This is a genomic window from Nostoc sp. (genome assembly GCF_036919495.1).
In the GTDB taxonomy this organism is placed as follows: Bacteria; Cyanobacteriota; Cyanobacteriia; order Cyanobacteriales; family Nostocaceae; genus Nostoc.
Window position 1 is genome coordinate 16,534 of the sequence record NZ_JBALBZ010000191.1, and the last position, 25,612, is coordinate 42,145.

22 protein-coding genes are annotated in these 25,612 nt (G+C 40.3%); 18 read left to right on the plus strand and 4 right to left on the minus strand.

Annotated features, from left to right (window positions below; translation table 11 throughout):
* Positions 1-302 precede the first annotated feature (302 nt).
* Together V7K25_RS26960 and V7K25_RS26965 are read left to right on the plus strand one after the other, a co-directional pair.
* Positions 303-575, plus strand: a complete 273-nt coding sequence (locus V7K25_RS26960; RefSeq protein WP_335162306.1) for a hypothetical protein — start codon at positions 303-305, stop codon at positions 573-575.
* A gap of 113 nt (positions 576-688) precedes the next feature.
* Positions 689-916, plus strand: coding sequence for a hypothetical protein (locus V7K25_RS26965; RefSeq protein WP_335162308.1), 228 nt, complete (start codon positions 689-691; stop codon positions 914-916).
* A gap of 128 nt (positions 917-1,044) precedes the next feature.
* Here the strand turns inward: V7K25_RS26965 and V7K25_RS26970 are convergent, their stop codons facing one another.
* Positions 1,045-1,911, minus strand: coding sequence for a hypothetical protein (locus V7K25_RS26970; protein WP_335162309.1), 867 nt, complete (start codon positions 1,909-1,911; stop codon positions 1,045-1,047).
* A 426-nt stretch (positions 1,912-2,337) separates the two neighbouring features.
* Between V7K25_RS26970 and mnmA the strand changes: the two genes are divergently transcribed.
* Entirely contained in the window at positions 2,338-3,393 is a 1,056-nt protein-coding gene (mnmA, locus tag V7K25_RS26975) for a tRNA 2-thiouridine(34) synthase MnmA (protein WP_335162365.1), read from the plus strand.
* Positions 3,394-3,518: 125 nt separating this feature from the next.
* Here the strand turns inward: mnmA and V7K25_RS26980 are convergent, their stop codons facing one another.
* A complete protein-coding gene (locus V7K25_RS26980) occupies positions 3,519-4,184 on the minus strand; it encodes a Uma2 family endonuclease (RefSeq protein ID WP_335162311.1) in 666 nt (221 codons plus the stop codon).
* Positions 4,185-4,377: 193 nt separating this feature from the next.
* On the opposite strand from V7K25_RS26980, the gene sat reads away from it, so the two are divergent.
* The 6 genes from sat (at position 4,378) to V7K25_RS27010 (ending at position 12,754) form a co-directional block, all read left to right on the plus strand.
* Positions 4,378-5,556, plus strand: a complete 1,179-nt coding sequence (gene sat, locus V7K25_RS26985) for a sulfate adenylyltransferase (protein WP_335162313.1) — start codon at positions 4,378-4,380, stop codon at positions 5,554-5,556.
* Positions 5,557-5,739: 183 nt separating this feature from the next.
* Positions 5,740-7,869 (plus strand): caspase family protein, encoded by a 2,130-nt coding sequence (locus tag V7K25_RS26990; protein ID WP_335162315.1) that lies wholly within the window; start codon positions 5,740-5,742, stop codon positions 7,867-7,869.
* Between the two features lie 597 nt (positions 7,870-8,466).
* Positions 8,467-9,309 (plus strand): DUF2382 domain-containing protein, encoded by an 843-nt coding sequence (locus V7K25_RS26995; protein ID WP_335162317.1) that lies wholly within the window; start codon positions 8,467-8,469, stop codon positions 9,307-9,309.
* Between the two features lie 326 nt (positions 9,310-9,635).
* Positions 9,636-10,532 carry a DUF2382 domain-containing protein gene (locus V7K25_RS27000; RefSeq protein WP_335162319.1) on the plus strand — a complete coding sequence of 299 codons (897 nt, stop codon included), beginning with the start codon at positions 9,636-9,638 and terminating at the stop codon, positions 10,530-10,532.
* Between the two features lie 257 nt (positions 10,533-10,789).
* A complete protein-coding gene (locus V7K25_RS27005) occupies positions 10,790-11,683 on the plus strand; it encodes a YsnF/AvaK domain-containing protein (RefSeq protein WP_335162321.1) in 894 nt (297 codons plus the stop codon).
* Between the two features lie 147 nt (positions 11,684-11,830).
* Positions 11,831-12,754, plus strand: coding sequence for an ion channel (locus V7K25_RS27010; RefSeq protein WP_335162323.1), 924 nt, complete (start codon positions 11,831-11,833; stop codon positions 12,752-12,754).
* A gap of 12 nt (positions 12,755-12,766) precedes the next feature.
* Here the strand turns inward: V7K25_RS27010 and V7K25_RS27015 are convergent, their stop codons facing one another.
* A complete protein-coding gene (locus tag V7K25_RS27015; protein WP_335162325.1) occupies positions 12,767-12,961 on the minus strand; it encodes a hypothetical protein in 195 nt (64 codons plus the stop codon).
* A 296-nt stretch (positions 12,962-13,257) separates the two neighbouring features.
* Between V7K25_RS27015 and V7K25_RS27020 the strand changes: the two genes are divergently transcribed.
* Positions 13,258-14,958 carry an alpha/beta hydrolase gene (locus V7K25_RS27020; protein ID WP_335162327.1) on the plus strand — a complete coding sequence of 567 codons (1,701 nt, stop codon included), beginning with the start codon at positions 13,258-13,260 and terminating at the stop codon, positions 14,956-14,958.
* 186 nt (positions 14,959-15,144) lie between these two features.
* Entirely contained in the window at positions 15,145-15,705 is a 561-nt protein-coding gene (locus V7K25_RS27025) for a hypothetical protein (protein WP_335162329.1), read from the plus strand.
* A 102-nt stretch (positions 15,706-15,807) separates the two neighbouring features.
* Here V7K25_RS27025 and V7K25_RS27030 read toward each other — a convergent pair whose 3' ends face one another.
* Positions 15,808-17,139, minus strand: coding sequence for an HlyD family secretion protein (locus tag V7K25_RS27030; protein WP_335162331.1), 1,332 nt, complete (start codon positions 17,137-17,139; stop codon positions 15,808-15,810).
* A gap of 956 nt (positions 17,140-18,095) precedes the next feature.
* Between V7K25_RS27030 and V7K25_RS27035 the strand changes: the two genes are divergently transcribed.
* From V7K25_RS27035 to V7K25_RS27065, 7 genes are all read left to right on the plus strand, one after another.
* Complete coding sequence (locus tag V7K25_RS27035; protein WP_335162333.1) at positions 18,096-18,368, plus strand: hypothetical protein; 273 nt, start codon at positions 18,096-18,098, stop codon at positions 18,366-18,368.
* Positions 18,369-18,430: 62 nt separating this feature from the next.
* Positions 18,431-18,703 carry a hypothetical protein gene (locus V7K25_RS27040; protein WP_335162335.1) on the plus strand — a complete coding sequence of 91 codons (273 nt, stop codon included), beginning with the start codon at positions 18,431-18,433 and terminating at the stop codon, positions 18,701-18,703.
* 62 nt (positions 18,704-18,765) lie between these two features.
* The gene (locus V7K25_RS27045) at positions 18,766-19,029 is read left to right on the plus strand and encodes a hypothetical protein (protein ID WP_335162337.1); all 264 of its coding nucleotides are present in this window, start codon (positions 18,766-18,768) and stop codon (positions 19,027-19,029) included.
* Positions 19,030-19,674: 645 nt separating this feature from the next.
* Positions 19,675-19,923 carry a hypothetical protein gene (locus V7K25_RS27050; RefSeq protein WP_335162339.1) on the plus strand — a complete coding sequence of 83 codons (249 nt, stop codon included), beginning with the start codon at positions 19,675-19,677 and terminating at the stop codon, positions 19,921-19,923.
* Between the two features lie 225 nt (positions 19,924-20,148).
* Entirely contained in the window at positions 20,149-22,293 is a 2,145-nt protein-coding gene (locus V7K25_RS27055) for a peptidase domain-containing ABC transporter (protein WP_335162341.1), read from the plus strand.
* A 1,444-nt stretch (positions 22,294-23,737) separates the two neighbouring features.
* Positions 23,738-24,565 carry an SDR family NAD(P)-dependent oxidoreductase gene (locus tag V7K25_RS27060; RefSeq protein WP_335162343.1) on the plus strand — a complete coding sequence of 276 codons (828 nt, stop codon included), beginning with the start codon at positions 23,738-23,740 and terminating at the stop codon, positions 24,563-24,565.
* A gap of 289 nt (positions 24,566-24,854) precedes the next feature.
* On the plus strand, positions 24,855-25,601 hold the full coding sequence (locus tag V7K25_RS27065; RefSeq protein WP_335162345.1) for a class I SAM-dependent methyltransferase: 747 nt from the start codon (positions 24,855-24,857) through the stop codon (positions 25,599-25,601).
* Positions 25,602-25,612: the final 11 nt, after the last annotated feature.

The window sequence follows — 25,612 nt, forward strand, 5'->3', positions numbered from 1 at the left end:
AAATACTTTTTCCTACTCGGTAGGGAATTTACTTTATCCGACTGCAAAGCATTCTGGACTGTATTACTCTTGTAAGTAATACAGGCGAAGTTAAGTTAAGCGTCAAGAAAAGGTGGTTGAGGAGAGATTTAGAGAGCGCTACTACTGCAAGCTTAGTAAATCACACATATTACTTGTTACTGTCCGATATTAATTACTCATGAAAGTGGTGTCTACTAAACAGGCAGTGGGTATTAACTAACTAGATTCTGTAGAGCATATTTACAACTCAGTATGTAAGCCATTACCCTACAGGAGGTTCAATGATGTTAGACAGAGATTGTCATCATGATTGCAATCAAAATCAGTGCCCCTTTGCCCAAGATACACGTAATCCCAATAGATATGTTTGTCTTAAATGTGGTGTTGAGCGAGAAATAAATAAGTACTCCTCTGGTTTCGGCTCGTTTTTGCTGCTGCTGTTAGGCTTGTTTATTTCGTTCCAACTATTAGCTAATTATGAAAAGCAAAACAATCCACAAAGGCAACAACAGTCTTTGAATAATTCACCCCAACAGATGAATATCGACGGGTAAAACTAATCTTTAGGCTGGGCACGATTTCCCATAGCCTTGTTTTTTAAATGGGAAATGGGAAATCAAAAAGAATATTCGCTCGTAAAAAGTCAGCTACTTTCGTGAGTAAAATTATGGACTCAAATCAAGATACGCTTCTATTTCGCTTTGCCTCTAGATCCTTGAAATATTTCTTGCTGGTGCTAGTTGGCATTGCGATCGCCTATGTTTTATCCAGTGGTTTAGGTATTTTACAAATCATACCCATACTGCTGTACCTTTTACAACAGTTTTTGCTTCCACTAGGAATTATCCTGTTGTGTTTAATTACAACAGCAGTAATTATTGAATCTTTGCGTTAAGAATCTGGGGAGTGGGGAGCGAGGAGTTATGAATTACGGCAATTTTCTCTATAGACTACGGTTTAAGACAGCAAGTAGTCTACTACTCCAAACCCCTGTACAGACGCGATTAATCGCGTCTCTCTTCTTCACTTTCCGTAGTAAACCCTGGCATTTTTGTATCCTAAATTTCGCAGATATTTATTCCATTCTCCAGCTTGAAATCGATCGGAGAAAGGCCCTACTGCTACATGTGGCCCTCGTGGTTGCGTCCTTTCGAGGACTCCGCCAGAGCGTCCTAAATCTTGGCTAAATCGGGCTAGATTCTGCCTAATTTGTTCTGCGATCGCAGGTAACTGTTCTTGAGTGGCCGGAATAACGACATAATATCTAGAGGCTTGTTTGGGAGGATTTAGAGTATTGCGATCGCCTCCAAAGGTTCCACCGCCTACACCTATTTCCTGCCCGTTACCGAAGCTGATAATTCGGGCGTTATATATGCCTCGTGACTGTAACTCATTCACCCGTTGTTGGGCGTTAGATACTCTGTTAAAAACGCCTGATTGTATTACATTCCGTCCTTGATATTGGCGAATGTAAGCACTGGGTTCAATCTGACGAATTGCTTGTAGTGTCTGAAAATCATTAGCATCTACGTAAACTAAGTAGCGCTCAAAGTTCTGGTTATATTGACTAAACTGTGCAGGTTGAGAGGGCTGATTTGGCGTAAACTGATTGTTTCCTAATGGTTGGGAAGGCTGAAAATCCTGCTCCAATTGATTGGACTGTAATGGTTCCGCCGGTTGTAACTGCGGTGATGGCTGTTGACCAAAGGGAATTGTCGGTGGCGGTAAAATTTCACCGATTCCTTGAGCTAGTAGCACTTTGTTGTTGGGAATCAGCAGTAACCATCCTCCCACTAACAAAGGGAGAAGTTTTATAGTGGGCTTCCAACCTTCATAACTTCGACGCAGCATCTGAAATGGGATAAATTGACTTGGTAATCCTCTCGACATAGTACTTTAGAAAGTAGTCAAAGTATTTTTAAATAATTTCCATCAAGAACTAATTAGTTCACCGTTGTAGCAACTATAGCAGTCCGCTTTTATTTTTGAAATTATTTGCGTGGTGCGTGAAACGCAGCGCAAGCGCGATAGACAGGGAGTGGGGAAAAAGCTTTTTCAGGGTGTACTGATTTTTTTCAAAAATCAAATATGAGCCCTAATATATAGGGTTAACGTAAAATTAGCTCATCTGCGTGGCAAAAAATACTTCTGTAATTAATCTTAGATAAGGGTGATAAAAGAGTAAACAGCGATGTCTACGATGGGCTATGCCTACGTTCCTTCAGCTAGCTTAAAACTGAAGTCCATTGCTAGCAAGGCTTTGAAAGAGTGTGTGCTACAATTGGACAACCACGCAGCTATCGTGTCGTGCAATGTATGAAAAAAGTCGTCGTTGGTCTTTCTGGTGGCGTTGACAGTTCCACCGCCGCAGCTATGCTGCACCATCAGGGTTATGAAGTGATTGGTTTGACTCTTTGGCTAATGAAAGGCAAAGGTCAATGTTGCTCTGAAGGTATGATCGACGCGGCTGATCTTTGTGAACAATTGGGCGTTCCCCATCAGGTTGTGGATATTCGGGATCTCTTTCAGACGCATATTGTCGATTACCTGGTAACTGGTTACAGTGCTGGAATCACGCCTTTGCCTTGCTCACAGTGTAATAAAACGGTGAAGTTTGGGCCAATGGTGCAGTATGCTCATGAAGAATTGGGGTGCGATCGCATCGCCACTGGTCATTATGCCCGAATTAGCTATGACGAAGCAACTGGACGTTACCAATTATTAAGGGCTGTTGACCGCAACAAAGACCAGTCATACTTTCTTTATGATTTGTCTCAAGATTTACTTGCAGCAACTATATTTCCTCTAGGCGAACTAGAAAAAACTGATACGCGTCGGATTGCAACTGAATATGGATTGAAAACTGCTGACAAGCCAGAAAGTCAAGACTTATGCTTAGTGGAAAGTAACGGTTCCATGCGGGCATTTTTAGATAAATATTTAGCTCCCAAAACAGGCGATATTGTGGATGTTACAGGCAAAGTTTTGGGACAGCATGATGGTGTCCATCACTACACCATTGGCCAGCGCAAAGGCTTGGGAATTGCTGCTGCCGAACCGTTGTATGTGATTGAATTAGATGCGGAAAATAATAAAGTAGTAGTAGGCGATCGCACTAAGGTAACTCAGCCAGAATGCACTGTAAATCGGGTAAACTGGGTTTCCATTGCCGAACCATCCACCCCAATTCATGCCGAAGTGCAAATTCGCTATCGTTCAACCCCAACACCTGTGACAGTGATTCCGTTGGAAAACTCCCGTGTGCGTTTGGTGTTTGATGAACCCCAAATCAGCATCACTCCCGGACAAGCGGCGGTGTGGTACGACGGGGAAAAAGTATTAGGTGGCGGAATTATTGAACAGTTTAGTTGAACCCAACCGAGGTTTCGGTAGAAGTTAAAACTGCCCCTCCTGTGAACTTCAGATAGGCAAAAGCTGCCCTGAGTTTTGGAGGGGTATTTTTGTCTTTAAATTGGATAATAATGCCAGAAAAAGAGCTACTCCTCAAAACTCTGATAGAGAACATCTAATGCCCCTTCAAACTCTTTCAAAGCTTGTACGGTTCCTACTTGCCAAGCTCGTTGAACTGTCGCGGTAATAATTTGAGTTATAGGGATATTTGGAAAGTTAGGACTGTTATCTGATTCGATGTAATGTCCATCCCTAAGTAAATAAATCCTCAGTTTTTTACTATCGTAAATCCATAGTTCTGGAACTGCGATCGCAACGTATGCATCAAGTGTTATTTTTAATGTTACATCTGTTTCAATTGCCAAATCAGGAGGCGGATCGTTTGGTTCCAGTTTACGACGACCGATCATTCTTTGGTAATTCTGGATGTAGAAACAAGCATCTGGTTCTACCCCTGCTATATTTTCCCGCTTAAAAGTGGTTGAACCGAAGGGTTCATAACTTTTCCCTGCGATCTTCAGCAAGATTTTTACAATATCCGAAATTAAGTCCTTTGATTTTTCGTGTTTGGGTAGAGGAACCATAATTTCTAACGTAGACTTGCTATAAGCAACTCGTAGCGATCGCTTTTCCCCCAATTCTTGCAAAATGGACTCAAATTCCTTCCAGCTTACATCTTGAATAGACACTGTACTACCAGGCGCTAGCCACATTTGGCTAACAGGTTTAACAACGGGGGATACAGTAGTCATAAGCATTTTCCTTATAAAGGAACTATTCTGAAACTTGAGGCTGGATTAGCTTTAGCGTAACCTAATCAGATCGCTTACAGGCTAGTTGCAAAATTTTCCTCCATTGCCTAAACTCTTTTTCTCTACGTACCAGCATTTGATAAGTTAGTACATAATCTGAAAGAATAACAGTTAATACAAAGAGGGGATTACGTTGAGTCAAAATCCAGATGCCATAGCCCCGCACGGTGGACAGTTGGTTAACCGTATCGCCACACCAGAACAAAGAGCAGAGTTTCTCTCAAAAGCTGACTTTTTGCCGCGAGTGCAACTTGACGATCGCGCCGTTTCCGATGTAGAAATGATTGCGATCGGTGCTTTTAGTCCACTCACGGGTTTTATGAACCAGGAAGACTACGATCGCACTGTTACAGAAATGCGACTAGCTAACGGTCTTGTGTGGTCAATCCCGATTACACTATCGGTAAGCGAAGAAGTAGCTTCCCCCTTACCAGAAGGCGGCTTAATCCGTCTGGATAACTCGATAGGCGAATTTATCGGTGTTTTGCAACTTACGCAAAAATATCACTACGACAAAATCCGCGAAGCAATAAAAGTCTACCGTACTAATGATGTCAATCATCCCGGCGTGCAGGTACTCTATAACCAAGGTAATGTACATCTGGCGGGTGATATTTGGTTGTTGCAACGCGAACCTCATCCCCAGTTTCCCACTTACCAAATCGATCCAGCTGCCTCACGGCAACTATTTCAAGACAAGGGTTGGAAAACCATCGTCGGCTTTCAAACTCGCAACCCCATCCACCGCGCCCATGAATATATTCAAAAGTGCGCCTTAGAAATCGTTGATGGTCTATTTTTGCACCCGTTAGTGGGGGCGACAAAAGAGGACGATATTGCTGCTGATGTGCGGATGCGTTGCTATGAAATTTTGCTGGAACACTACTACCCCTTAGACCGGGTAACTTTGGCAATCAATCCAGCCGCAATGCGCTATGCTGGGCCTCGTGAGGCTATTTTCCATGCTTTAGTCCGCAAAAACTACGGCTGTACTCACTTTATCGTCGGACGCGATCATGCTGGCGTTGGTGACTATTATGGTACTTACGATGCTCAACACATCTTTGATGAATTTGACCCAGGTGAATTAGGCATTGTGCCAATGAAATTTGAACACGCTTTCTACTGCACGCGCACTAAGCAGATGGCAACATCTAAAACCAGTCCCAGCAGGCCAGAAGAACGCATTCATCTATCGGGAACAAAAGTCAGAGAAATGCTGCGGCGCGGTGAATTACCTCCACCAGAATTTTCTCGTCCAGAGGTGGCAGCAGAATTAGCGCGGGCAATGCGGATACAAGTACCGGCTTAGGGGATTGGGCATTGGGCATTAAAAAGAGGCAGAGGGGCAGGGGGCAGGGGGCAGGGGGGAAAACTCTTCTCTCTTTCTCCCTGTTCTCCTGCTTCTTCCCTACTCCCCAAACTTTTGTAACTTTACAATACAGAGTTCAGCCCTGTAAGCTGCTAACTGATGGCTGAGGGCTGATAGCTAATTATGGAACGGCGCACGTTTTTACATAGAATTGGCTCAATACTCGCGGTATTGGGGATAACTGAAGCTGAGTGGTTGACTTTGGGAAATCGCTATTATCAGGCTTTGGCACAACCCAATCCGCGTAAGTTGGCATTTTTAATTGGTATTAACCAATACCCCCAAATTCCAGCCCTCAGTGGTTGTCTGACGGATGTGGATTTACAAAGAGAGCTTTTGATTCACCGCTTTGGTTTCCAAGGGTCAGATATTCTAACCTTAACTGAGGAACAAGCTAGCAGGGAATTCATTGAGGCGGCTTTTTTGGATCACCTGGGTAAGCAAGCTAAACCCGATGATCTTGTCGTCTTCCACTTTAGCGGCTATGGCAGCCGTGTCAAATTGGAAACATCATCAGATACAATGCAAAATGCTCTGGTGCCAGTTAATGTGGGTGAATATGCACAAAATGATAAAATAGTCAATTATATATTAGAAGAAACTCTACTGCTATTATTGCGATCGCTCCCCACAGATCGAGTAACAGCAGTATTGGATACTAGCTATTATGCTCCTAGCCCAGTCTTAGGATTAAAAATTCGCGCCCTTCAGGAGTCAGTAGCAAAGCTAGCAGCAGAAGAACTCGACTTTCTCAAACAACTTCAAACTCAGAAGTTATCCAGCACTCCGATTGTTTTAGCAGCTACCTCACAAGCAAACCAGTCAGCAAGGGAAGGACTCTTTTCTGGTTTTAGTGCTGGGTTATTTACCTACGCCTTGACACAGTATTTGTGGGAATTCACCCCACCTACTAAAATTCAAGTCGCCCTCTCGGATGTGGAAAATTCTCTATATAAATTGGGTAGTAAACAGCAACCAGCGTTATTAAGTAGTCAGAAAAATCCAGATATAAAGTCTCTACAGCCAGACAATATCATTGGTGCAGAAGGCGTGGTGAGTGCTATTGAAGAAGACGGTAAAACAGTTTATCTGTGGTTGGCAGGATTACCACCACAAGTGCTGCTATACTACGGAGTTAATTCTCGATTCACCTTAGCAACAACAGAGCAATTAGTATTGCGATCGCGCACTGGGTTAACAGCAAAAGCGCAAATTTTCAAAATTGAAGGTGCAAATCCCCTACAAGTCGGACAATTTGTCCAAGAAGCAGTCCGGGTTTTACCGCGAAATATTAATTTAATAATAGCTTTGGATACTCGATTAGAAAGAATTGAGCGGGTCGATGCGACAAGTGCCTTTGCTGGATTTTCCCATGTATCTACCGTAATAGCAGGAGAAAAACCAGCTGATTATGTATTTGCCAAGCTACAGGAAATTCCTAGTCGTTATGGTCTATTTTCTCTTGGTGGGGAACTAATTCCCAATACCGCCGGGGAAGTAGGAGAAGCAGTAAAATTAACAGCCCAAAGGTTAGCGCCCAAATTATCAACCCTGTTTGCAGCTAAGTTATGGCGACTTACAGAAAATCAAGGTTCTTCCCGCTTGCCTCTCAAGGCAACCTTAGAAATAATTAGCGGTATATCGCCACAGGTGTTGATGCAACGTGAAACCATACGAACTTTCAAACCTGAAACTTCGATAAAAAAATCAGCACAGACGCGATTAATCACGTCTCTCCCGACTGCGATTGTACCTATCGGTAGCCGAATGCAATATCGAGTGGAAAACCAGAGCGATCGCTCATTATATTTAATCTTACTGGGATTAAACAATAATCATACAGGAGTTGCCTTCTATTCTTGGGAAACCCCTCAAGAACCAAATACTGCGGACACCAAGCCCCTCCTTAAACAAATCGTCATCGCCCCAGGTGAAACCCTTACCCTACCCCAAGCTAATAGTGCTTCCGAATGGCTGATTTCAGGGCCAGCTTGCTTTTGCGAACAACAACTGATTTTTAGTACTGCCCCCTTTAGTGAAACCCTCGCCGCCTTGAGTACTGTTAAGTATTCCACAGCCGAACAACAGTCGATTGGTTCATTGTTAAATCCCTTAGACGTTGCACATGCCTTGCTACAAGACTTGCATAACGCCAGCGCCCTCAAAGCAGAGATGAACAGTACAGCAGCCGACTCATATATCTTAGATGTGAATAATTGGGCAAGTCTTAGCTTTAGTTTTCAAGTTGTGTAAACAAAGATATGATGCAATATCCTTGAGTTAAGGATTGTCATTGCCCACATTTTTATAACAATCAAGCTGTCGCACTGTGACTAACATCCCGTCCCAAACTTAAGTTCTGCGGCTTAGAACTACTGTCCACTTAAGTGGACTGAAATCTTGCCTAACACACAGAGTTTAGCCATAGACATCGCTTAAAATCCCTATATTTAGTCCTCTTGAGAGGACTTAAGCTATTAGCCTGGGAATAAATTCCCAGGCAGGTTAGCAACGAAGCGAAAGATTTATTTGATGTAGCTATAAGTCTTAAAAAGGGAGGTTGGGGGATCTTAAAAAGATTAAAACGTTAACCTTAATCGTATTGGATCATCTCTAGGAAAACTTTTTTATACCAGCAGAATATAGAGTTTTTTATCACTTTAGCTTTTTATTACTTTAGTTCTACTCCTATTGATTACCCTGAGCGTTCAATTTGAGTATTTAGATTATAAGGTATGAACTATAAACTACAAAATATCTCACTTGCAATTCAGTCGCCAGCAGGAGGAAACTGAGCAAAATATTTTTTACAGTATAAAATGAACCTTATAAATAAACTGGAAACAGCATATGCCTCTTCACAAACTTGAACATTTTGACCCCAACTATCGAGAAACTTTTGGCGGAGACGATGTTAAAGCCCTGGTTCTTTACACTGAAGGAGGAGACAGAGTTGGCTCAGTGGTGGATGTTTTAGTTGATGATCATGGCCATTTCCGGTATTTAGTTATTGATACAAGCTCAGATTTTTTGGGTAAGAAAATATTACTACCAATTGGTCTTTCCCGGATAGACTATCCTGCAAAACGCGTCTATGTTGATGGATTAAGCAGACATCAAGTAGAAGGTTTAGTCGAGTACAGAGAAGACATGGTTGTTGATCGTGATTATGAAGAAAATGTCCGTAGTGTATTTCGTTCTCCAAATAGCGGTGTAACTTACGATCGCAATACATATAATTATGAAACAGAACCAGCTTTATACGGGTTAAAAAATCAGGATAATCAAACTTTTAAACTCTATGAAGAACGATTAATTGCCAGCAAACAGCGCATCAAAACTGGAGAAGTAACAGTTGGTAAACACATTGAAACAGACACTGCAAGCGTTACAATACCTATTCAAAAAGAACGAGTTATAATTGAGCGAGTTGTGCCAACAGAAGCAGGAAAAACTGTAGATTCCAGTGAACTTAAGTTTCAAGAAGGGGAAGTAGCACGCATAGAAGTCTACGAAGAAACGCCTGAGATACATAAAGAAGCCTTTGTGCGTGAAGAAGTCAGAGTTAAAAAAGTAGTAGAACGGGACACTGTGGAAGCACAAGAAACTATTCGTCGAGAAGAGTTAGATGTTGAGACTGAGGGTAATTTACAGGTTCAGGAACATGGTACAACTACACATGAGGCTATTTAAGTAGTTGGTCAATAAGTTTGTTTGCTAGATTGATCTGAAATAATCATGCAGGCAAATTTAATTTTTATCTCTGCATGTGTTGTTTTATTAAACAATTAAGATTCCCGATTTCTCTAGGAAGTCGGGAATTTAACGCTTTAAAAAATTTACATTTTAAGCAAGTATATAGAAACATGGGAATTTTTTGCTTTGCTATCATAAAATATCTATAACTTTTGATGATTAAACTTTTGAAATAATTCATTCGCCAGAAGGAGGTAAACAAATCATAAAATATCTAACTTAGTTAATAGGAGATGGGAAATAAAATTTTTGAGGAAAATATAATGGTACTTTACAAATTACAAGATTTTGAGCCTAACTATCGGGATACATTTGAAGGTCACGATCTTAATGGACTCGGCGTTTATACACAAGGAACTGATGAAAAAGTTGGTACTGTCAGCGAAGTTTTAGTGGATGAAGAAGGTCATTTTCGCTATCTAGTCGTTGATTTAGGCTTCTGGATTTTTGGTAAAAAAGTGTTACTACCAATTGGTCGTACCCGTGTCGACTATAATGCTGATCGCGTCTACACAATTGGCTTGACTAGAGAGCAAGCAGAAGATTTACCTGAATTCAATGAGCGCGAAGCGCTTGATTATGATTATGAAGAACGGGTGCGTGGGGTATATCGCCAACCCGCAGAGTACGTTCAACCTCCTGTAGATCCATTATTACCATTGGAAGCGACAGCACCAGTGGATACAACCTATCAGCAGCCGGTTACGCCAACTTACAATCGTGATAGCTACAATTACGAACAAGAGCCTTCTTTATTCGGGTTAAATGAGCAAGATCATCAAACTCTGAGATTGTATGAAGAACGGCTGATTGCCAGCAAACGCCGCCAAAAAACTGGGGAAGTAACGATTGGCAAGCACGTTGAGACTGATACTGCACGGGTTGCAGTGCCAATAGAAAGAGAGCGAGTTGTAATTGAACGTGTAACTCCAGCAGACGCAGGTACTGCGGTTTCTGGGCGCGAAGCAGACTTCCGTGAAGGCGAAGTTGCTCGCGTGGAAATCCATGAAGAAACTGCTGAAGTTCGCAAAGAAGCATTTTTGCGTGAAGAAGTCAGAGTTAGAAAAGTGGTTGATCAAGACACAGTTGAAACTCAAGAAACCGTGCGTCGTGAAGAGTTAGATATCAATTCTGGTAATCTTCCCGTTGAAGAACGCTAAGTAACAAAGTCATTAGTTGCCAACTAATGAATAATAATTAATTCGACACAGTACAGGTGAGGCTGTAAAAGTAGCTTTACCTGTGCTTCCAATAACTAATACAACTTTAGATTTTGGATTGCGAATATTTCTCTGAATATAGGTTAGATAAATACATCTATCGCAATCATTTTCTAAATGGTATTTAGATGATTGATACATTTAATTTAGCTAACTAGAAAACAGCTCATAAATTTTGCACTATGAATAGCCAACCGATGACAAAAAACATTGGACAGGCAAACTCTGACTCTCAGACTAGTACCTCATTAGCAGATTTAAAAAAGAAGGTGAATAATTTTGCTGTGTTCGATCGGCAAGGTCAGCTAGTAGGAGTAGTTCGTGATTTAATTGTGGATGCTAATCGCCGATTAAACCTAGTTATATGTAACCAGGTGAATCAAGAAACTCTAAAATATGGTCAGCAGTTAGCTGATAAACATCCTTCTTTATTTCGGTTGCAGAGCCAGAGAATAAAAAAAATAGACAAGCCAACTAAATCTGTTTTCATAGACTTAAATAAATCAGAAATCGAATATATGCCTGAATATTTAGAAACAGAAACACCAGGCGAGGGCACACTATCAGAAAACTCAACTGAGCAATTAGTGAATTATAAAACTACAAATAGCCCAGTTGAGCCAGTAGATTTAGATGAGGCTACGGAAGAACAGATTATTCGTTTACTAGAAGAACGACTAGTTGTTGAAAGCAGTAAGCGTAAAGTTGGTGAGGTGATTGTTCGCAAAGTAATTGAAACCCGGATGATACAAGTTCCTGTCCGGCGTGAAAAGTTGATTGTAGAACAAATTAGTCCAGAACACAAACAACTTGCAGAAATTGATTTAGGACAAGAGGAAATTTCTGGTATTGACTTAACGGAAGTAGAAAGACTTGAAGTTCCGCATTTTGGCACAGGTTTAATGGTAAGCGGTGAATTTAGCTCACCTAAGACTGCTAGTTTATTGTTGAATGCGATCGCACTAGAGCAAAATCACGGTTGCAATCAAGTGCGAGTGACCATTGCTGTTGAAGATGAGTCACACCAGAAAAAATATCAGGAGTGGTTTAATCGCTGTTCTAAAGGTCAGCAACCAAATCCTGAAAAATGAGTTAGTTTCTCGCTGATTGTTAGGGTGGGCATTGCCCACCCTACTTTTTTTTGCTAATTTAAGAAAATAAAGTTGGAATTTTCGTTCCCTTGGGGGTAAGTGGAATGTCAAAATACTAAGCAGTTGCCGTTCTTTTGGCTACTTGCAATGAAATTTCGACTGAAGAGACTTTTACCGAAGAAAAAACAGCGTCTGATCCCACCTATTCGGATTAAAGTTCGAGATGGAAAATTTGAGATTATGGGTATGGGTGCATGGCATTCTTACTGGCGCGATCCCTACCATCTGCTGCTAACGATTCCCTGGGCTGGCTTTCTAATCCTGATTTGTACTTTCTATATAACTATTAATGCTCTATTTGCCCTAGCTTACTTGATAGGAGGAGATTGTATTGCCAACGCCCGACCTGGCTCTTTTTTAGATGTCTTTTTCTTTAGCGTGCAAACCCTAGCATCCATTGGCTATGGGGCAATGTATCCTAAAACAACTTACGCCAACATTATTGTCACTATTGAAGCAATGATCGGTTTGGTGGGAATTGCTGTAATGACGGGACTAGCTTTTGCTCGATTCTCCCGACCTACAGCCCGGGTGCTTTTTAGTCGTGTTGCTGTAATTACACCTCATAATGCAATGCCGACTCTCATATTTCGCAGCGCTAATCAGCGTCGCAATATGATTCTGGAGGCGCAGATGCGAGTCTACTTAATGCGCGACGATATAACCTCAGAAGGGCAGTTCATGCGTCGGTTCTACGACCTGAAACTGTTGAGGAACCAAACACCTAGCTTTACGTTAAGCTGGTCAGTGATGCATGTCATTGATGAGTTTAGTCCTCTATATGGGATGACACCAGAATCCTTAACCCAGACAAATACTATACTGATCATCTCTTTGAGTGGCATTGATGAAACGGTTGCACAGGTTGTCCATGCCCGTCATACTTATGGTGCTAATGAGATTTTGTGGAATAATCAATTTGTCGATATCTTCCATCACACACCCGATGGACATCGCTACATTGATTACAACCGCTTCCACGATGTTTTACCTTTAGATGAAAACAGTTGAAATGCCTGAAAGTTACTCCACACTCTGATTTACAGGAGCTTCTAAGGGTTTAACTACAACCCGACCATTTTCAACTACAGTGCAACTTTTCACCTTGCTCTTGCTGAGGTTAACTGGCACATCCTGACACTGATTTTGGTGAGAGATATTTTGCTCTTGTTGTTGATTGAGGACGACAACACAACAGGGACACGACGAGAAGGACATATAAAATATTTTGATCTCTATATCTATTATCGCCTTACTGATGCTGTTTGGCTGAAAAATTTGTTACTCATGTGTTTGTCATTGGTCATTGATGATTGTTTTTTGGTACATCCCTTGCTTTAAAGATGGGTAATTTAAAGCGTATATGGAAAACTATGGCTGTAAGTACTTGCTTCTTGTGCTTGTAACCTGTTTGATATAGCTAAACCAAGTAAACAGGAAAGCGGTTATAGATCCCGCCCCGCTTTCCTCCCTGCTTAAACTTCTCTGGCAGGGTTAGACAGTGGGTTTTTCTAATGAAAAAATTTTTGAGATACCTGGGTTTAGGTTTGCTATCTACGTTTTTGACTGCAACTCCCGGATTGGGAGCTGAACGTATTAGCTTTTATTACCCTCCCTTCGGCGAATTCTCGTTGTCTGTAGATTCGCTGGAAACTTTTGCGAAAGAAGGCAAAATCGATCAAGATTTTTCATTTTATGCTAGTCGTGCTACACCCCAACAACTCGCTCAACTGCGGGATCTACTTCAGCAAAAGTTCAATGTCACTCCTACACTTGTATCTCAAGTTACCTACTCACCTATAGGCGAAGAAGTAGTGCAACAGCTAGGAGAGTTACTCCTCACTGAGTCTCGACAGAACGGCTTCTATGCCATACGTGCCTCTTTGATTTTGGCTGCTGCCGATCGAGAAGGTTTAACGGTTGTGAATTTGCTGCGGAAATTTCCTAGCAATACTGTGCGGGTGAATTTCACTGGAGGGTTAAAGATAGTTGATGACTTGTCACAATTGCTCAAAAAAAGGGATGAAGTTGTTGCCTCTCTTCAAAAAGAAGCGATCGCTGAAGCAGCCAATTCAAAAATTGACTTCTCAAAACAGCCAGATTTGCGATCGCCAGGAAAATTTCGCTGGCAGAAAAAAACCTTCGAGTTAAATGACTTTTCTCGCTCACGCCGTCTACCGGTGGATATCTATCTGCCGGAAGCTGGTTCACAAGATACTAAAGAACTGCCTTCACCTCCTTTTCCCCTGATTGTAATTTCTCATGGCATCGCCTCAGACCGCTCTACCTTTGTCTACCTAGCTGAACATCTAGTATCCTATGGTTTTGCCGTTGCCGTACTGGAACACCCTGGTAGTAATGCTGAACGGTTTCAACAATATTTTGCGGGTTTGGCCGGGCCGCCAGATCCATCAGAATTTATCAATCGACCTTTGGATATCAAATATCTCCTCAATGAACTTGAACGTCTGGACAAATCTGATCCTACCCTCCAAGGAAAACTCAATTTTCAGCAAGTTGGGGCGATCGGTCAGTCCTTTGGCGGTTATACCGTTTTGGCTCTAGCAGGAGCAAATATTAACTTTAACCAACTAAGGCGAAACTGTAATCCTAATTATTCATCCTTTAATTTGTCGCTCTTGTTGCAGTGTGAAGCAAATAAATTACCTTTAAGAAATTACGAACTCAAAGACGATCGCATCAAGGCAATCATGGCGATTAATCCAATTGACAGCTTAGTTTTAGGTGAGGGCGGAGTCAGCCAAATTAAAATTCCAGTGATGCTAGTAGCAGGTAGTCAAGATATTTTTGCCCCACCTGTATCTGAGCAGATTCGCCCTTTTACCTGGCTTTCTGACTCTAATAAGTACCTAGCTTTGATCGAAAACGCCACCCACTTTTCAGCGATCGGAGAAACTACTTCTGGAAATGATGTCTTACCTGTGCCAGCTGCCTTGCTAGGCCCCGATCGCGCCCCTGTTTATTCCTATCTCAACGCCCTCAGCGTAGCTTTTTTGGAAGCCCATCTCCTCAACCGCCCTGAGTACCGTTCCTATTTGCAGCCTTCCTACGCCACATTTATCAGTAAAGAGCCGCTTAATATCAGTATTTTACAGTCGTTGTCGGCAGATCAATTCAATCAAATATGGAATGGTTCAGCCCCAACCCTTGGGGACGCTACGCCAACGGGGAACTCAAAAGTCAAAAGTCAATAATTTACCAAGCCCATAAATAAATTTGGGGGCGAGAGACGATGCCTCCTCGCATAAGCACAAAAGGCTGACTGTAACGAAGTTTGTGAAGTTTTGTAAAGAATTGGCTGACTCTGCATAAAACCATAAGCGGGAACTGATAGGTCAAGAGACACTTATTGTCCACTTAATCAGGCAGAATTTTTTATCATGAAAAAAGTGTTTGCATTAAAAGAATCAGCCAAATTTACTCAATTACCCTTTTTTGAGTTTTTAGTCAATAAAAGCATTGCTTTTATGCAAAGATTATCTTTTGCTCTTTGTTTTGCACTTTTTGTCATGGGATATGGAGATTTAAATAAATTTGTTTCCTTAGAAGAAGCAACAATTAACCCAATTCAATATATTCTTAACAACCCAAACCGTGGAGAACAGAATAATTGGATATGGTCTTTAAAAGATTTAGAATACTTGGCTTTTAACTTATTTTTAAATTTTACCGATTCTTTAAAATTTATTTCTAGACAACTAATTTATGAACTATATCAACAAACTTTTCAAGTAAATCCCATTTATCGACAAAGGCAGGAGGAAAACTGCCTTCCGCCTACTGCCTTCGTTGATAAAATTTTTGAACTTTTTACAGCCTTGGTAGATATGCTTGTCAATTTCGCTGAAGAATATAATATTAAACAATTATTAACTTGGAGTTTTGATGGCTCCGACTTTGCTCAGTTACCCTGTGAGAAGAAAGCTACAGTCGGGGTTTAAATTCCCTTATGTAACTTTCTTCTCTAGGAGATGCTGGGCGAACAATGTGTAAATTTTGAATTATTATAGTGCTACTCAATAGCGTGGAATACAGGAAGGAATTTACACATCCGTTAGCAGTCTTGCTTTTCTCAGAATAAATGTCAGTAGGGTTTCTTTTTTGGAAATGATTTCAGATGTAACTTCCATCCCTGCTTTAATAGGATACGATTTATCGCTCTTTTTTAAATAAAGTTTCTCTGGCTCAATTGTCACCTCATAGTAAGGCACAGTTGGAATGTTGCCGTTACCCTGAGATGTAATGGCATCGGCACTAATGCCTCTGACAGCACCTTTGAGGATGCCATAATCTGGATACGGATAAGCAGAAACTCGCATTTGTACTTGCCCCTCTGAACATTTTGCTACTTGTGCGACTTTACACACCTGTACTTTGCTAATATCTGAGGAAGCAACACGAGCTTTGATTACAACAGGGGCAGCGCTGGGAGCAATTTGAGCGATCGCATCCCCAACACGGACAACTTGTCCAGTATTTCTTAATACTAGTTGGAGAATAGTACCGCTCTCAGAGGTACGAATTACAGTTTTTTGCAGTTCCATAAAAACTTGTTTAAGTTCTTGTTGAGCGCTGCTAATTTGATTTTGGATTTCAACTTGACGCCTGATGAGTTCCTCTTTCTCTTTGTTTAATTGAGCAATAGTAGACTCACCCTTCGTCAACTCTTGGGAAATCCGTTCTTGAGCGATCGCTACATTAGCATCACTAGGATTAAGTGCAGCTTTAGCCCGTTCGAGTCTAGCAGCAGCAGCTTTAAAAGCTTCTTCTTTTGCTTTAATATCGAGAAAGGCGATCCCCCCTGCTCCCACATCCTGATATCGCTTCAGTTCCTCTTTAGCTAATTCAAGAGAGGCTTCTATTTCTTTTACGTCTGCCTTACTTGTGATTTGTCTATCTTGATAATCTCTTTGGTTGCGACTCAAGTCTGCTTTGGCGGATGCGATCGCCTGCCTCATTGCATTAGACTCAGCTGCCATTTGATTTTCTAACGCTTTTAGTTGTGCATCAATTTGCGCTCGTTGTAACTGATTCTGTTCGATAGTTCCGAGTAGTTGGCTTTTTTTAGTTTGCAATTGCGAGTTGTCGATGAAGGCGATCGTATCTCCCTTTTTCACAACCTGATTTTCTTTCACTTTGATGCTTGTCACCGTTCCCTCAGCTGCTGCTTGCACTAACCGGATCTCTCCAGTTGGGCGGACGGTAGAATCAGCTTTTACTATAATGTTGTATTGAAATACACTGGCAAGGCTGAAGGCAGCGCCCACACTTCCAATTAAAAATATTCCTCCCAACCTCGTCCATATACTGACTGAGGGAAGATATTCGTCGTTTTGGACTAGGCGGAGAAAGTCTGGTTGGGGGTCTATGAGCATGAATGCTAAAAAACATTTTAGTTACGTAAATAATCTAGCAAAAAAATCTACCTAGCGTTAGCTTGATGATCAAGATTTAGGTAGATACAAAAAAATAAAAGCTTTCTTCTGTTGCAAGAATATTTTTGGCAAAATTCTCATAATTTTGGCGCTTTCGCCTTTCAGGGCGAAAGCAACAGCTTTTGATTTTATTACTGATAAGTCCCTTACCTGTATATAGTTAGTATGTAAATACAAGGTTTCTATACAGCTAACTATAAATAACAATTAGGCATCTTAGTAGGAACATCAAATCTTTATAATATTTATCTAAAATTTTATCTTTTCTTTATTTTTTTGTAAAAAAATAGTATAATATCTACAACTTTTTCAAAACTATTTCTTATTTATAAAAGATTAAGTGAAATTACGCTATTCTATATTAAAATAATTTATATAAATTCACTTTAGCTTTGTATATAAAAATTTTCCATAAAGTATACTTACGTAAAAGCACTTAGTCAAGTATACGATAAACTCAGTTGTGAATTTTATCTTATACCTAATTGTATTTAGTATAAAAAACGTCTTAATTTTAATAAGTTTATCTTTAAATGCTTATATTTACGTTATTTCCTCAGTATTAACACTACATATGTTTAAATTATGTATTTTCGGAAAAAATACATCTTTTAGTTCGCAATATTTATATGAATATGAATATTGGCACTATCTGCTATTTTTTGATAATTGAAATTTTTCTAACTAAATTTGTATAAAGAAGAACTATGTAGTATATTTTTTGAAGACGTGTAATACATGTTTCTTAAAAAATTAATTGCTTGACCTTTAGAGCAAGAGTCGTATAATACTTTTAGCGGAACGAAAAAGTGATCAAATATACTCTTTAAATGTTTATATTTATTACTTTGAAGCGACGCAATTTTAACCTCAACAATCAAGCGAGAACTAAGATTATGGAAAGCACATTATTCAGCACATTAACCGTTACCGAAGAAGCTAGTTTGTCTGGTGGTCATTGGAAGAAGCCCAAACCCCCCGTTACCCCCCCCGTTAAACCCCCTACCACCCCCGCCCCCACAACCACCAACAACACCACCACCACCACCGGTATTGTGAGCATCATTACACAAATTACAGGTCCTGCCATCGCGATCGCTCCTTGGGGTGTAGCCGCAGCACAAAGTGGTAGTAACTATAACTCTTCGCCAATTACAGTTGGAAAATAACTGAATTTTAAGTGACGCGATTTTAACCTCAACAATTCAACAATCAAGCGAGAACTAAGATTATGGAAAGCACATTGTTCACTACATTAACCGTTACCGAAGAAGCTAGTTTGTCTGGTGGTCATTGGAAGAAGCCCAAACCCCCCGTTACCCCCCCCGTTAAACCCCCTACCACCCCCGCCCCCACAACCACCAACAACACCACCACCACCACCGGTATTGTGAGCATCATTACACAAATTACAGGTCCTGCCATCGCGATCGCTCCTTGGGGTGTAGCCGCAGCACAAAGTGGTAGTAACTATAACTCTTCGCCAATTACAGTTGGAAAATAACTGAATTTTAAGTGACGCGATTTTAACCTCAACAATTCAACAATCAAGCGAGAACTAAGATTATGGAAAGCACATTGTTCACTACATTAACCGCTACCGAAGAAGCTAGTTTGTCTGGTGGTCATTGGAAGAAGCCCAAACCCCCCGTTACCCCCCCCGTTAAACCCCCTACGCCCACCACCACCAACAACACCACCACCACCACCGGTATTGTGAGCATCATTACACAAATTACAGGGCCTGCCATTGCGATCGCTCCTTTCGGTGTAGCCGCAGCAGAAAGTGGTAGTAACTATAACTATTCACCAATTAAAGTTGGAAAGTAACTGAATGTTTGATAAAAGGGAAAGAATAAACGTAAAGACACGATTAACCACGTCTTTACTCAGGTAAAGTGTCTTAAACAAACTAACCTGCTCCAATAGAGTTAGTTTGCCTTCTTACAAGACATCACCTTTGTTGCTTATCGCAGTTATTCTAGCATTACGTTTATTCTGACCGCATACTTTTGTTGAACAAAGTTAATAAAGTCTATCAACGGTTCCTATTAAGCAACTGTTGATAGATTCACTTAATGCTTTTGCTAAAGATACTGCTCACCTTGAACAGTAAAGCAGAGAAGTAAGCGCTGCTATTTGAGAAATCGCTCATATCCATGTTTAATCACTCTCGGCAGAGTAAAATCTCAAAACATTTCATATTTAGGGTTATGTTTATTTGCCTTAGTTACGGGGTTTATATCAATATACGAGCATTTAATCCCTAGCTATATCTGACTTTCGGCATTTAGCCCTAATTATTATAATTCGAGAGTGATTAAAGAAGAATATTGATCAAAATTTACTAGTTTTCAAAAAAGAGCGAAAAGGATATAGCCATTTTTGTACGTGCTAACTCTCGTTATCTTTCAGTTGATGCAGATTTCCATCAAGTTGAAAACTCGTAATTAGCATCTGAGGTTAATTAGAATCATGAAAAGCAATCAAATCTTTCCAATGTTTACCTCCTTGACTGAAGCTCAAGAAGTAACTCTGTGTGGTGGTGAAAGCAAGGTGGTTTCTTATACTCAAATAATTGAGCAAAAAGGAGGAAAGAAACAATTTAAAAAAGTTGTGAAAACGAAAACTACCAAAGGAACAACTTTAGTGTCAGGACTATTGAAGAGCCTGGGAATAAAAATATCCATAAACCTATCCTCCTTACCAAAATTTGATTGGTAGTGATGATAAGTAAGTGGGCGTGAATAATTAAAGTTTTGTAGTAAGCGGTTGGAGCCGCCTACTACTATCGAATTTAATCAATTTTACATTGCATAACATAGTTTGATTTTTTCCTCAGTTACTTAGTAAAATTAAACTGTTGGTCAAATTATTAACCACGCAGGGACGAAACCCTGCTATTTTTTTAAGTTTTTTTTACGATGCTATTGGGTACTGGAGTCTGAAATGAAATACCAAGTTGTTGCACAACATAGCGAAGAAGATTGTGGAGCTGCTTGTCTTGCTTCCGTTGCCAAACATTATCGACGTAACTTTACACTAAATCGCATCCGGGAAGCGGTAGGCACGGGGCAACTTGGAACAACATTGTTGGGATTAAGGCGAGGAGCCGAGGCACTTGGTTTCAATGCGCGTTCGGTCAGGGCATCAAAAGAAATATTAGACCGAATGAACCAAGCACCACTGCCAGCAATCATTCACTGGAAAGGCTACCACTGGGTTGTTTTGTATGGTCAGAAAGGCAAAAAATATGTAATTGCTGACCCAGCCTTTAACATCCGTTATGTCTCTAAGAATGAATTAATTGAGGCTTGGTCAGATCAAGTCATGCTTTTGCTAGAGCCAGATTCGGTTCGCTTTTATGCTCAACCTGATGATAAAGTCAATGGTCTTTGGCGCTTTGCGCGGCGGGCATTGCCTTATAGTGGCATAATATTCGAGGCTTTTCTCTGTGCTATAGTTATCGGTCTGCTTTCGTTAACGTCTCCTTTCTTGCTTCAAATTCTAACGGATGATGTACTAGTTCGAGGTGATACCCAGCTTCTTATTGGTGTAATTATTGCGGTTGTGGTGATGAATTTGGTGGGAAGTAGTTTGCAATTAGTTCAATCTAACCTGATTGCCAATTTTGCTCAAAAGCTTGAGTTAGGGCTAGTTCTAGAATTTGCTAGGGCAATTTTACGGCTGCCTCTGGCTTACTATGAATCACGTCGTAGTGGCGAGATTGTTAGCAGATTGCAAGATATTCAACAAATTAATCAGCTAGTTGCTCAAGCAGTTATCAGTCTGCCTAGCCAATTATTTATCGGACTGATTTCTTTGTGTTTCATGGTGTTCTATAGCTGGAAACTCACCTTTGTTGCCGTCGTTGTTGCTATTGTCATGAGTTCATCTACGGTGGTTTTCCTACCTACACTTCAACAAAAAATCAGAAGTATGTTGGTTTTAGACGCGGAAAACCAAGGTGTTCTTGTTGAAAGCTTTAAAGGAGCGCTGACACTCAAAAGTACTACTGCTGCTCCTCAATTTTGGGAAGAATTTCAGAACAGATTTGGTCGCCTCTCAAACATAACATTTCGCACAGTTCAGATTGGAATTATTAACAGTACCTTTTCTGGGTTAGTTTATGCTATTGGCAGCGTTAGTTTGATTGGTTTTGGCAGCATCCTAGTTATTGGTAAGGAACTCAGCATCGGTCAACTGCTGGCATTTAACGGGATGAATGGGAACTTTTTGGCATTAATCGGTGCTGTGATTGGATTTATAGATGAATTCATGCGTGCCAAAACTGCCACGGAACGTTTAACAGAAGTTATCGATTCCACACCTGAAACTCCGAGCGATAGTAGCAAACCCTTTGCTAAAATTCCTAATGATGCTGATATTATTTGCAAAAACCTAAATTTTCACTACGCTGGCAGGCTAGAGCTACTGGAAGATTTTTCCATCACAATTCCTGGCGGTAAAGTTGTTGCCCTAATTGGTACATCCGGCTGTGGAAAAAGTTCTCTTGCTAAACTGATTGCCGGATTATATACACCTAATTCTGGCAATATTCGCTTTGGCATTTATAATATGCAAGACCTAGCTCTTGATTGTTTGCGGCAACAAGTTGCTCTGGTTCCTCAAGACGCTCATTTTTGGAGTCGCACAATTATTGAAAACTTCCGCTTAGGTTCTCCTCACCTCACCTTCGATCAAATTGTCAAGGCTTGCCAAATTGCTGAGGCAGATGATTTTATTAGTAGACTACCTGAAAAATATCAAACTGTATTAGGTGAATTTGGGTCAAATATTTCTGGTGGACAACGCCAAAGACTGGCTTTAGCAAGAGCTATTGTTAACGATCCACCAATCTTGATTTTAGACGAATCAACTGCTGGACTCGATCCAGTTAGTGAAGCTCAAGTTTTAGATCAACTGTTGTTGCACCGCCAAGGTAAAACCACAATCCTGATTAGCCACCGTCCTAGAGTAATTACCCGTGCTGATTGGATTATTTTGCTTAATCAAGGCAAGTTACAAATTCAGGGGACAGTAGAGGATTTACGTGCCCAACCAGGAAACCATTTAGACTTTTTAACCCCTTAATTACTCACAGTTTTAATTAGAGCGATCTGTCTGATTAAATTTGATGAGTTTGTAGTAAGCACTTCAGTGCTTAAAAATCCAGTGAAACTCACTGTCATCCCGTCTCGGAATTCATTCCGAGGCGGGATAGAAACGCAGTACAAGATTTATTAATAGAGATATGTCAACTTAACCTAAAACTCATGTCCTACAAGGAAGTGAAGTTCCTTGCTAATAGCTAAAGTCATCTAAAGATCAATACGCTTGGGTTAAGGAAAATTGTAGGTTGGGTTAAGCAAAGCGCAACCCAACAAAGCCCCGAAAATGTTGGGTTTCGTTCCTCAACCCAACCTACACATTTCAAGGTTTTTGGGGCTAACCCAAGCGTATTGCTCTAAAGATGACTAAATAATCTGAAAAATCTTTAGTCTACTTCAGTAGACTTTAGCTATGAGCCGCTAAAATTCATTTCTGGGCGGGTATGGAAACCAACAGATAAGCGATTTTAGCTTAAGTTGACAGCAAGGAGCATTGCCATGCCCCTACCAGCGTATTTATATCATTAGTAAAGTGAAATGGTATAATCCAACATTTCGAGTGCTTTGTTGGGTTGCGCTTTGCTTAACCCAACCTTGTATCTTAGAGGATCGGGAAGGGGGTTAGGTTTTTCGTGCGCTTTTCCAGATGGCATGAATAGTCATACACCAGGCAAGTCTCAAGCATTCCTTTGATGAACTCAAAGCTAAAGCCAAACAAGTTACTCTTTTTACTAAAGTTTTGGCAGATAAATCTGCTGTTCTAATTTGCATTAAAAAGAATAATTTAACTCCCTTTCTTCTATTATTTAAAATATCAAAATCAGAAACCTTTATTTTGAAAATATACGTAAATATACTGGTGCAGCTATACAGGATAGCTGAAAGACTGGGGTTTTGCAAGAATAACCAAAACCTATATGTCTTTTTTGTTTCTTAATTAAGACTGAGATACTACAATTTTCCAAAATAAGGCTTAATTGTCAGGAAAGTTAGATATTTGTACTTAGATATTCATAAAAACTTATTTAATAAAATCTTTTTCATATATATACCTGTCGTTAAGAAGTATTAAGAAATTCTGATTAAAGAATATTGCAATACCTTGATTTAATTGCTAACGTGTGTATGACAACGATGCTGATGAGCGCTCTGATCTAGGAGAAGTAAAATTATGAGCTATATACATTCAGCCAAGTCTGTTAGGCTTTGACAGGTTAAAAACGATAAATTTCTGCCTCGTATAGACAATTATGAGGGATTGCAGATTAACCAAGAAATATCTCGTTGCTAAAGGCTTAGTTTGGGTTTGATTTCAATTGCAATTGATTATTTGTCTTACTTTGTGCCGACAAGAGACTAGCTCTGAATTGTGTGTTTCGGCAATAACGAAGAGTTTGGTAAGACTTAAATTTTGGAGGATAAAACCAATGGAGATTCAAGGTAAAGTTGCTCTAATTACAGGGGCTTCTCGTGGGATTGGACGAGCGATCGCACTCGAACTAGCCCAACAAGGCATCAAACGGCTGATATTGGTAGCACGCGATCGCCAAAAGTTAGTAGAGGTAGCTAACGAAATCGAGGCGATAGGAACAGAAACTGCGATCGTGGCCTTAGATTTGACGCAGACAATTGAAGTAAATATTGCTGTTGCCCAACTGTGGCGCAATTACGGACAGATTCACCTGCTGGTTAATTGTGCGGGAGTCGCATACCAAACCTCGTTTTTGCAATTTAAAATGCCCCAAGTCCAAGAAGAACTCTCGGTAAACTTGTTAGGAATGTACAACCTCACTAGTCTGATAGCTAGACGCATGGCCAGCCAAAGGCAAGGAACAATCGTCAATGTATCAAGTCTCATGGGGAAGGTGGCTGCACCGACGATGGCGACTTATTCTGCTACCAAGTTTGCCATCTTAGGATTTACCCAAGCCTTGCGCCAGGAACTAGCTGATTACAATATCCGAGTCATTGCATTACTACCTTCCCTCACAGACACAGATATGGTACGCGACTTAAAATTATTTCGCTGGGTGATCCCCATGACTCCCCAGCAAGTGGCTAAAGCACTTGTCACCGGAATGCAAAACGATTCACCAGAAATTTTAGTCGGATGGCAAAGTCATTTAGCTATATGGTGTCAACGCCTTGCCCCTTGGTTGCTAGAGCTAATTTTACGAATAGCAACTCCGCCAGCGCCAAATAAACAACAGCCAAGTCAAAAACTGAAAAAGCTGATGCCGAAACTAAATTTTTGATGGTTTGTTCTGGTAAAGAACATGATTTATGGCGTGTCTGCGCCTAACTCCTAAATTTTTTGAGGCGATCGCCTACCGTGTAGCAAAATTTCTACCAGAGTTGCGATCGCTCCATTATCGATCTTTTATTCCTATGAAAAAATAAAAATGTTTGTAGTTTTTAGATAGGGTTGAGGCAATGCGTTACCCAACAAAACCAAGGATTATTGTTGTTAGGTCTACGTTCCTCAAACGCCACTTGCTTCAACAAATCAGAGACTACTAAAAATAATCTGGAGTTAAGAAAATCATGATTCATCAAGAACATAACAAGTTAATGTACGACAAATATGGCGAACAATATCATCTAAAGCGAAGCAACAAAGAAAGTAGTCTTTGGAATGAATACCTCGATATTCCCACAATGACAAAGCTAATTGAGAAAAATGTCAATCAATGTGATGTGTTAGACTTGGGCTGTGGATCTGGGGATTTTACTGCAAAAGTGAAGTCTTTGGGAGGAAATGTTATTGGTCTGGATCAATCGAATAAAATGATTGAGATAGCTCGTAGAGAACACCCAGAAATAGAATTTTATGTTGGTACGGCTGAAAAAATACCATTTAATGATAAAAGTTTTGAGTTAATTTATAGCTGTTTAATGGTTCACTATATTAGAGAATTAAGTCCATTATTTGCTGAGGTTGCAAGAGTAATCCGTAGCTTGGGTAAATTTGTATTCTCATTTCATCATCCATTTAATGAAATAACCCATCAAGTTTGGAATGGTAGTGGTTATGATGTGACCATGCATCCATATTTTCACAACGATGAATATAGATGGAATATGTTTGATGAAATGGAATTAGTAAGTTATCATCATACTTTTGAAACAATATTCAATTCTTTAAATGATAATTCCTTCGTAGTAGAACGCCTAATTGAAACTACTCCAAATGATTCAATAAGGGATAAATATCCAAGATTTTATGAAATGACTTCTAATTATCCATCATTCTGTGCCATAAGTGCAATCTATCTACCTAACCAGAAATGAAGCCTAGCTTT

Bases quoted from the DNA above. Each gene is read 5' to 3' on its own strand.
- V7K25_RS26960 (WP_335162306.1), top strand. From the start codon at position 303: ATGATGTTAGACAGAGATTGTCATCATGATTGCAATCAAAATCAGTGC.
- V7K25_RS27055 (WP_335162341.1), top strand. From the start codon at position 20,149: ATGAAATACCAAGTTGTTGCACAACATAGCGAAGAAGATTGTGGAGCT.
- V7K25_RS26990 (WP_335162315.1), top strand. From the start codon at position 5,740: ATGGAACGGCGCACGTTTTTACATAGAATTGGCTCAATACTCGCGGTA.
- V7K25_RS26995 (WP_335162317.1), top strand. From the start codon at position 8,467: ATGCCTCTTCACAAACTTGAACATTTTGACCCCAACTATCGAGAAACT.
- V7K25_RS27040 (WP_335162335.1), top strand. From the start codon at position 18,431: ATGGAAAGCACATTGTTCACTACATTAACCGTTACCGAAGAAGCTAGT.
- V7K25_RS27045 (WP_335162337.1), top strand. From the start codon at position 18,766: ATGGAAAGCACATTGTTCACTACATTAACCGCTACCGAAGAAGCTAGT.
- V7K25_RS27060 (WP_335162343.1), top strand. From the start codon at position 23,738: ATGGAGATTCAAGGTAAAGTTGCTCTAATTACAGGGGCTTCTCGTGGG.
- V7K25_RS27025 (WP_335162329.1), top strand. From the start codon at position 15,145: ATGAAAAAAGTGTTTGCATTAAAAGAATCAGCCAAATTTACTCAATTA.
- V7K25_RS27020 (WP_335162327.1), top strand. From the start codon at position 13,258: ATGAAAAAATTTTTGAGATACCTGGGTTTAGGTTTGCTATCTACGTTT.
- mnmA (WP_335162365.1), top strand. From the start codon at position 2,338: ATGAAAAAAGTCGTCGTTGGTCTTTCTGGTGGCGTTGACAGTTCCACC.
- V7K25_RS26965 (WP_335162308.1), top strand. From the start codon at position 689: ATGGACTCAAATCAAGATACGCTTCTATTTCGCTTTGCCTCTAGATCC.
- V7K25_RS27065 (WP_335162345.1), top strand. From the start codon at position 24,855: ATGATTCATCAAGAACATAACAAGTTAATGTACGACAAATATGGCGAA.
- V7K25_RS27035 (WP_335162333.1), top strand. From the start codon at position 18,096: ATGGAAAGCACATTATTCAGCACATTAACCGTTACCGAAGAAGCTAGT.
- V7K25_RS27015 (WP_335162325.1), bottom strand. From the start codon at position 12,961: ATGTCCTTCTCGTCGTGTCCCTGTTGTGTTGTCGTCCTCAATCAACAA.
- V7K25_RS27000 (WP_335162319.1), top strand. From the start codon at position 9,636: ATGGTACTTTACAAATTACAAGATTTTGAGCCTAACTATCGGGATACA.
- V7K25_RS27050 (WP_335162339.1), top strand. From the start codon at position 19,675: ATGAAAAGCAATCAAATCTTTCCAATGTTTACCTCCTTGACTGAAGCT.
- V7K25_RS27010 (WP_335162323.1), top strand. From the start codon at position 11,831: ATGAAATTTCGACTGAAGAGACTTTTACCGAAGAAAAAACAGCGTCTG.
- V7K25_RS26980 (WP_335162311.1), bottom strand. From the start codon at position 4,184: ATGACTACTGTATCCCCCGTTGTTAAACCTGTTAGCCAAATGTGGCTA.
- V7K25_RS27030 (WP_335162331.1), bottom strand. From the start codon at position 17,139: ATGCTCATAGACCCCCAACCAGACTTTCTCCGCCTAGTCCAAAACGAC.
- V7K25_RS27005 (WP_335162321.1), top strand. From the start codon at position 10,790: ATGACAAAAAACATTGGACAGGCAAACTCTGACTCTCAGACTAGTACC.
- V7K25_RS26970 (WP_335162309.1), bottom strand. From the start codon at position 1,911: ATGTCGAGAGGATTACCAAGTCAATTTATCCCATTTCAGATGCTGCGT.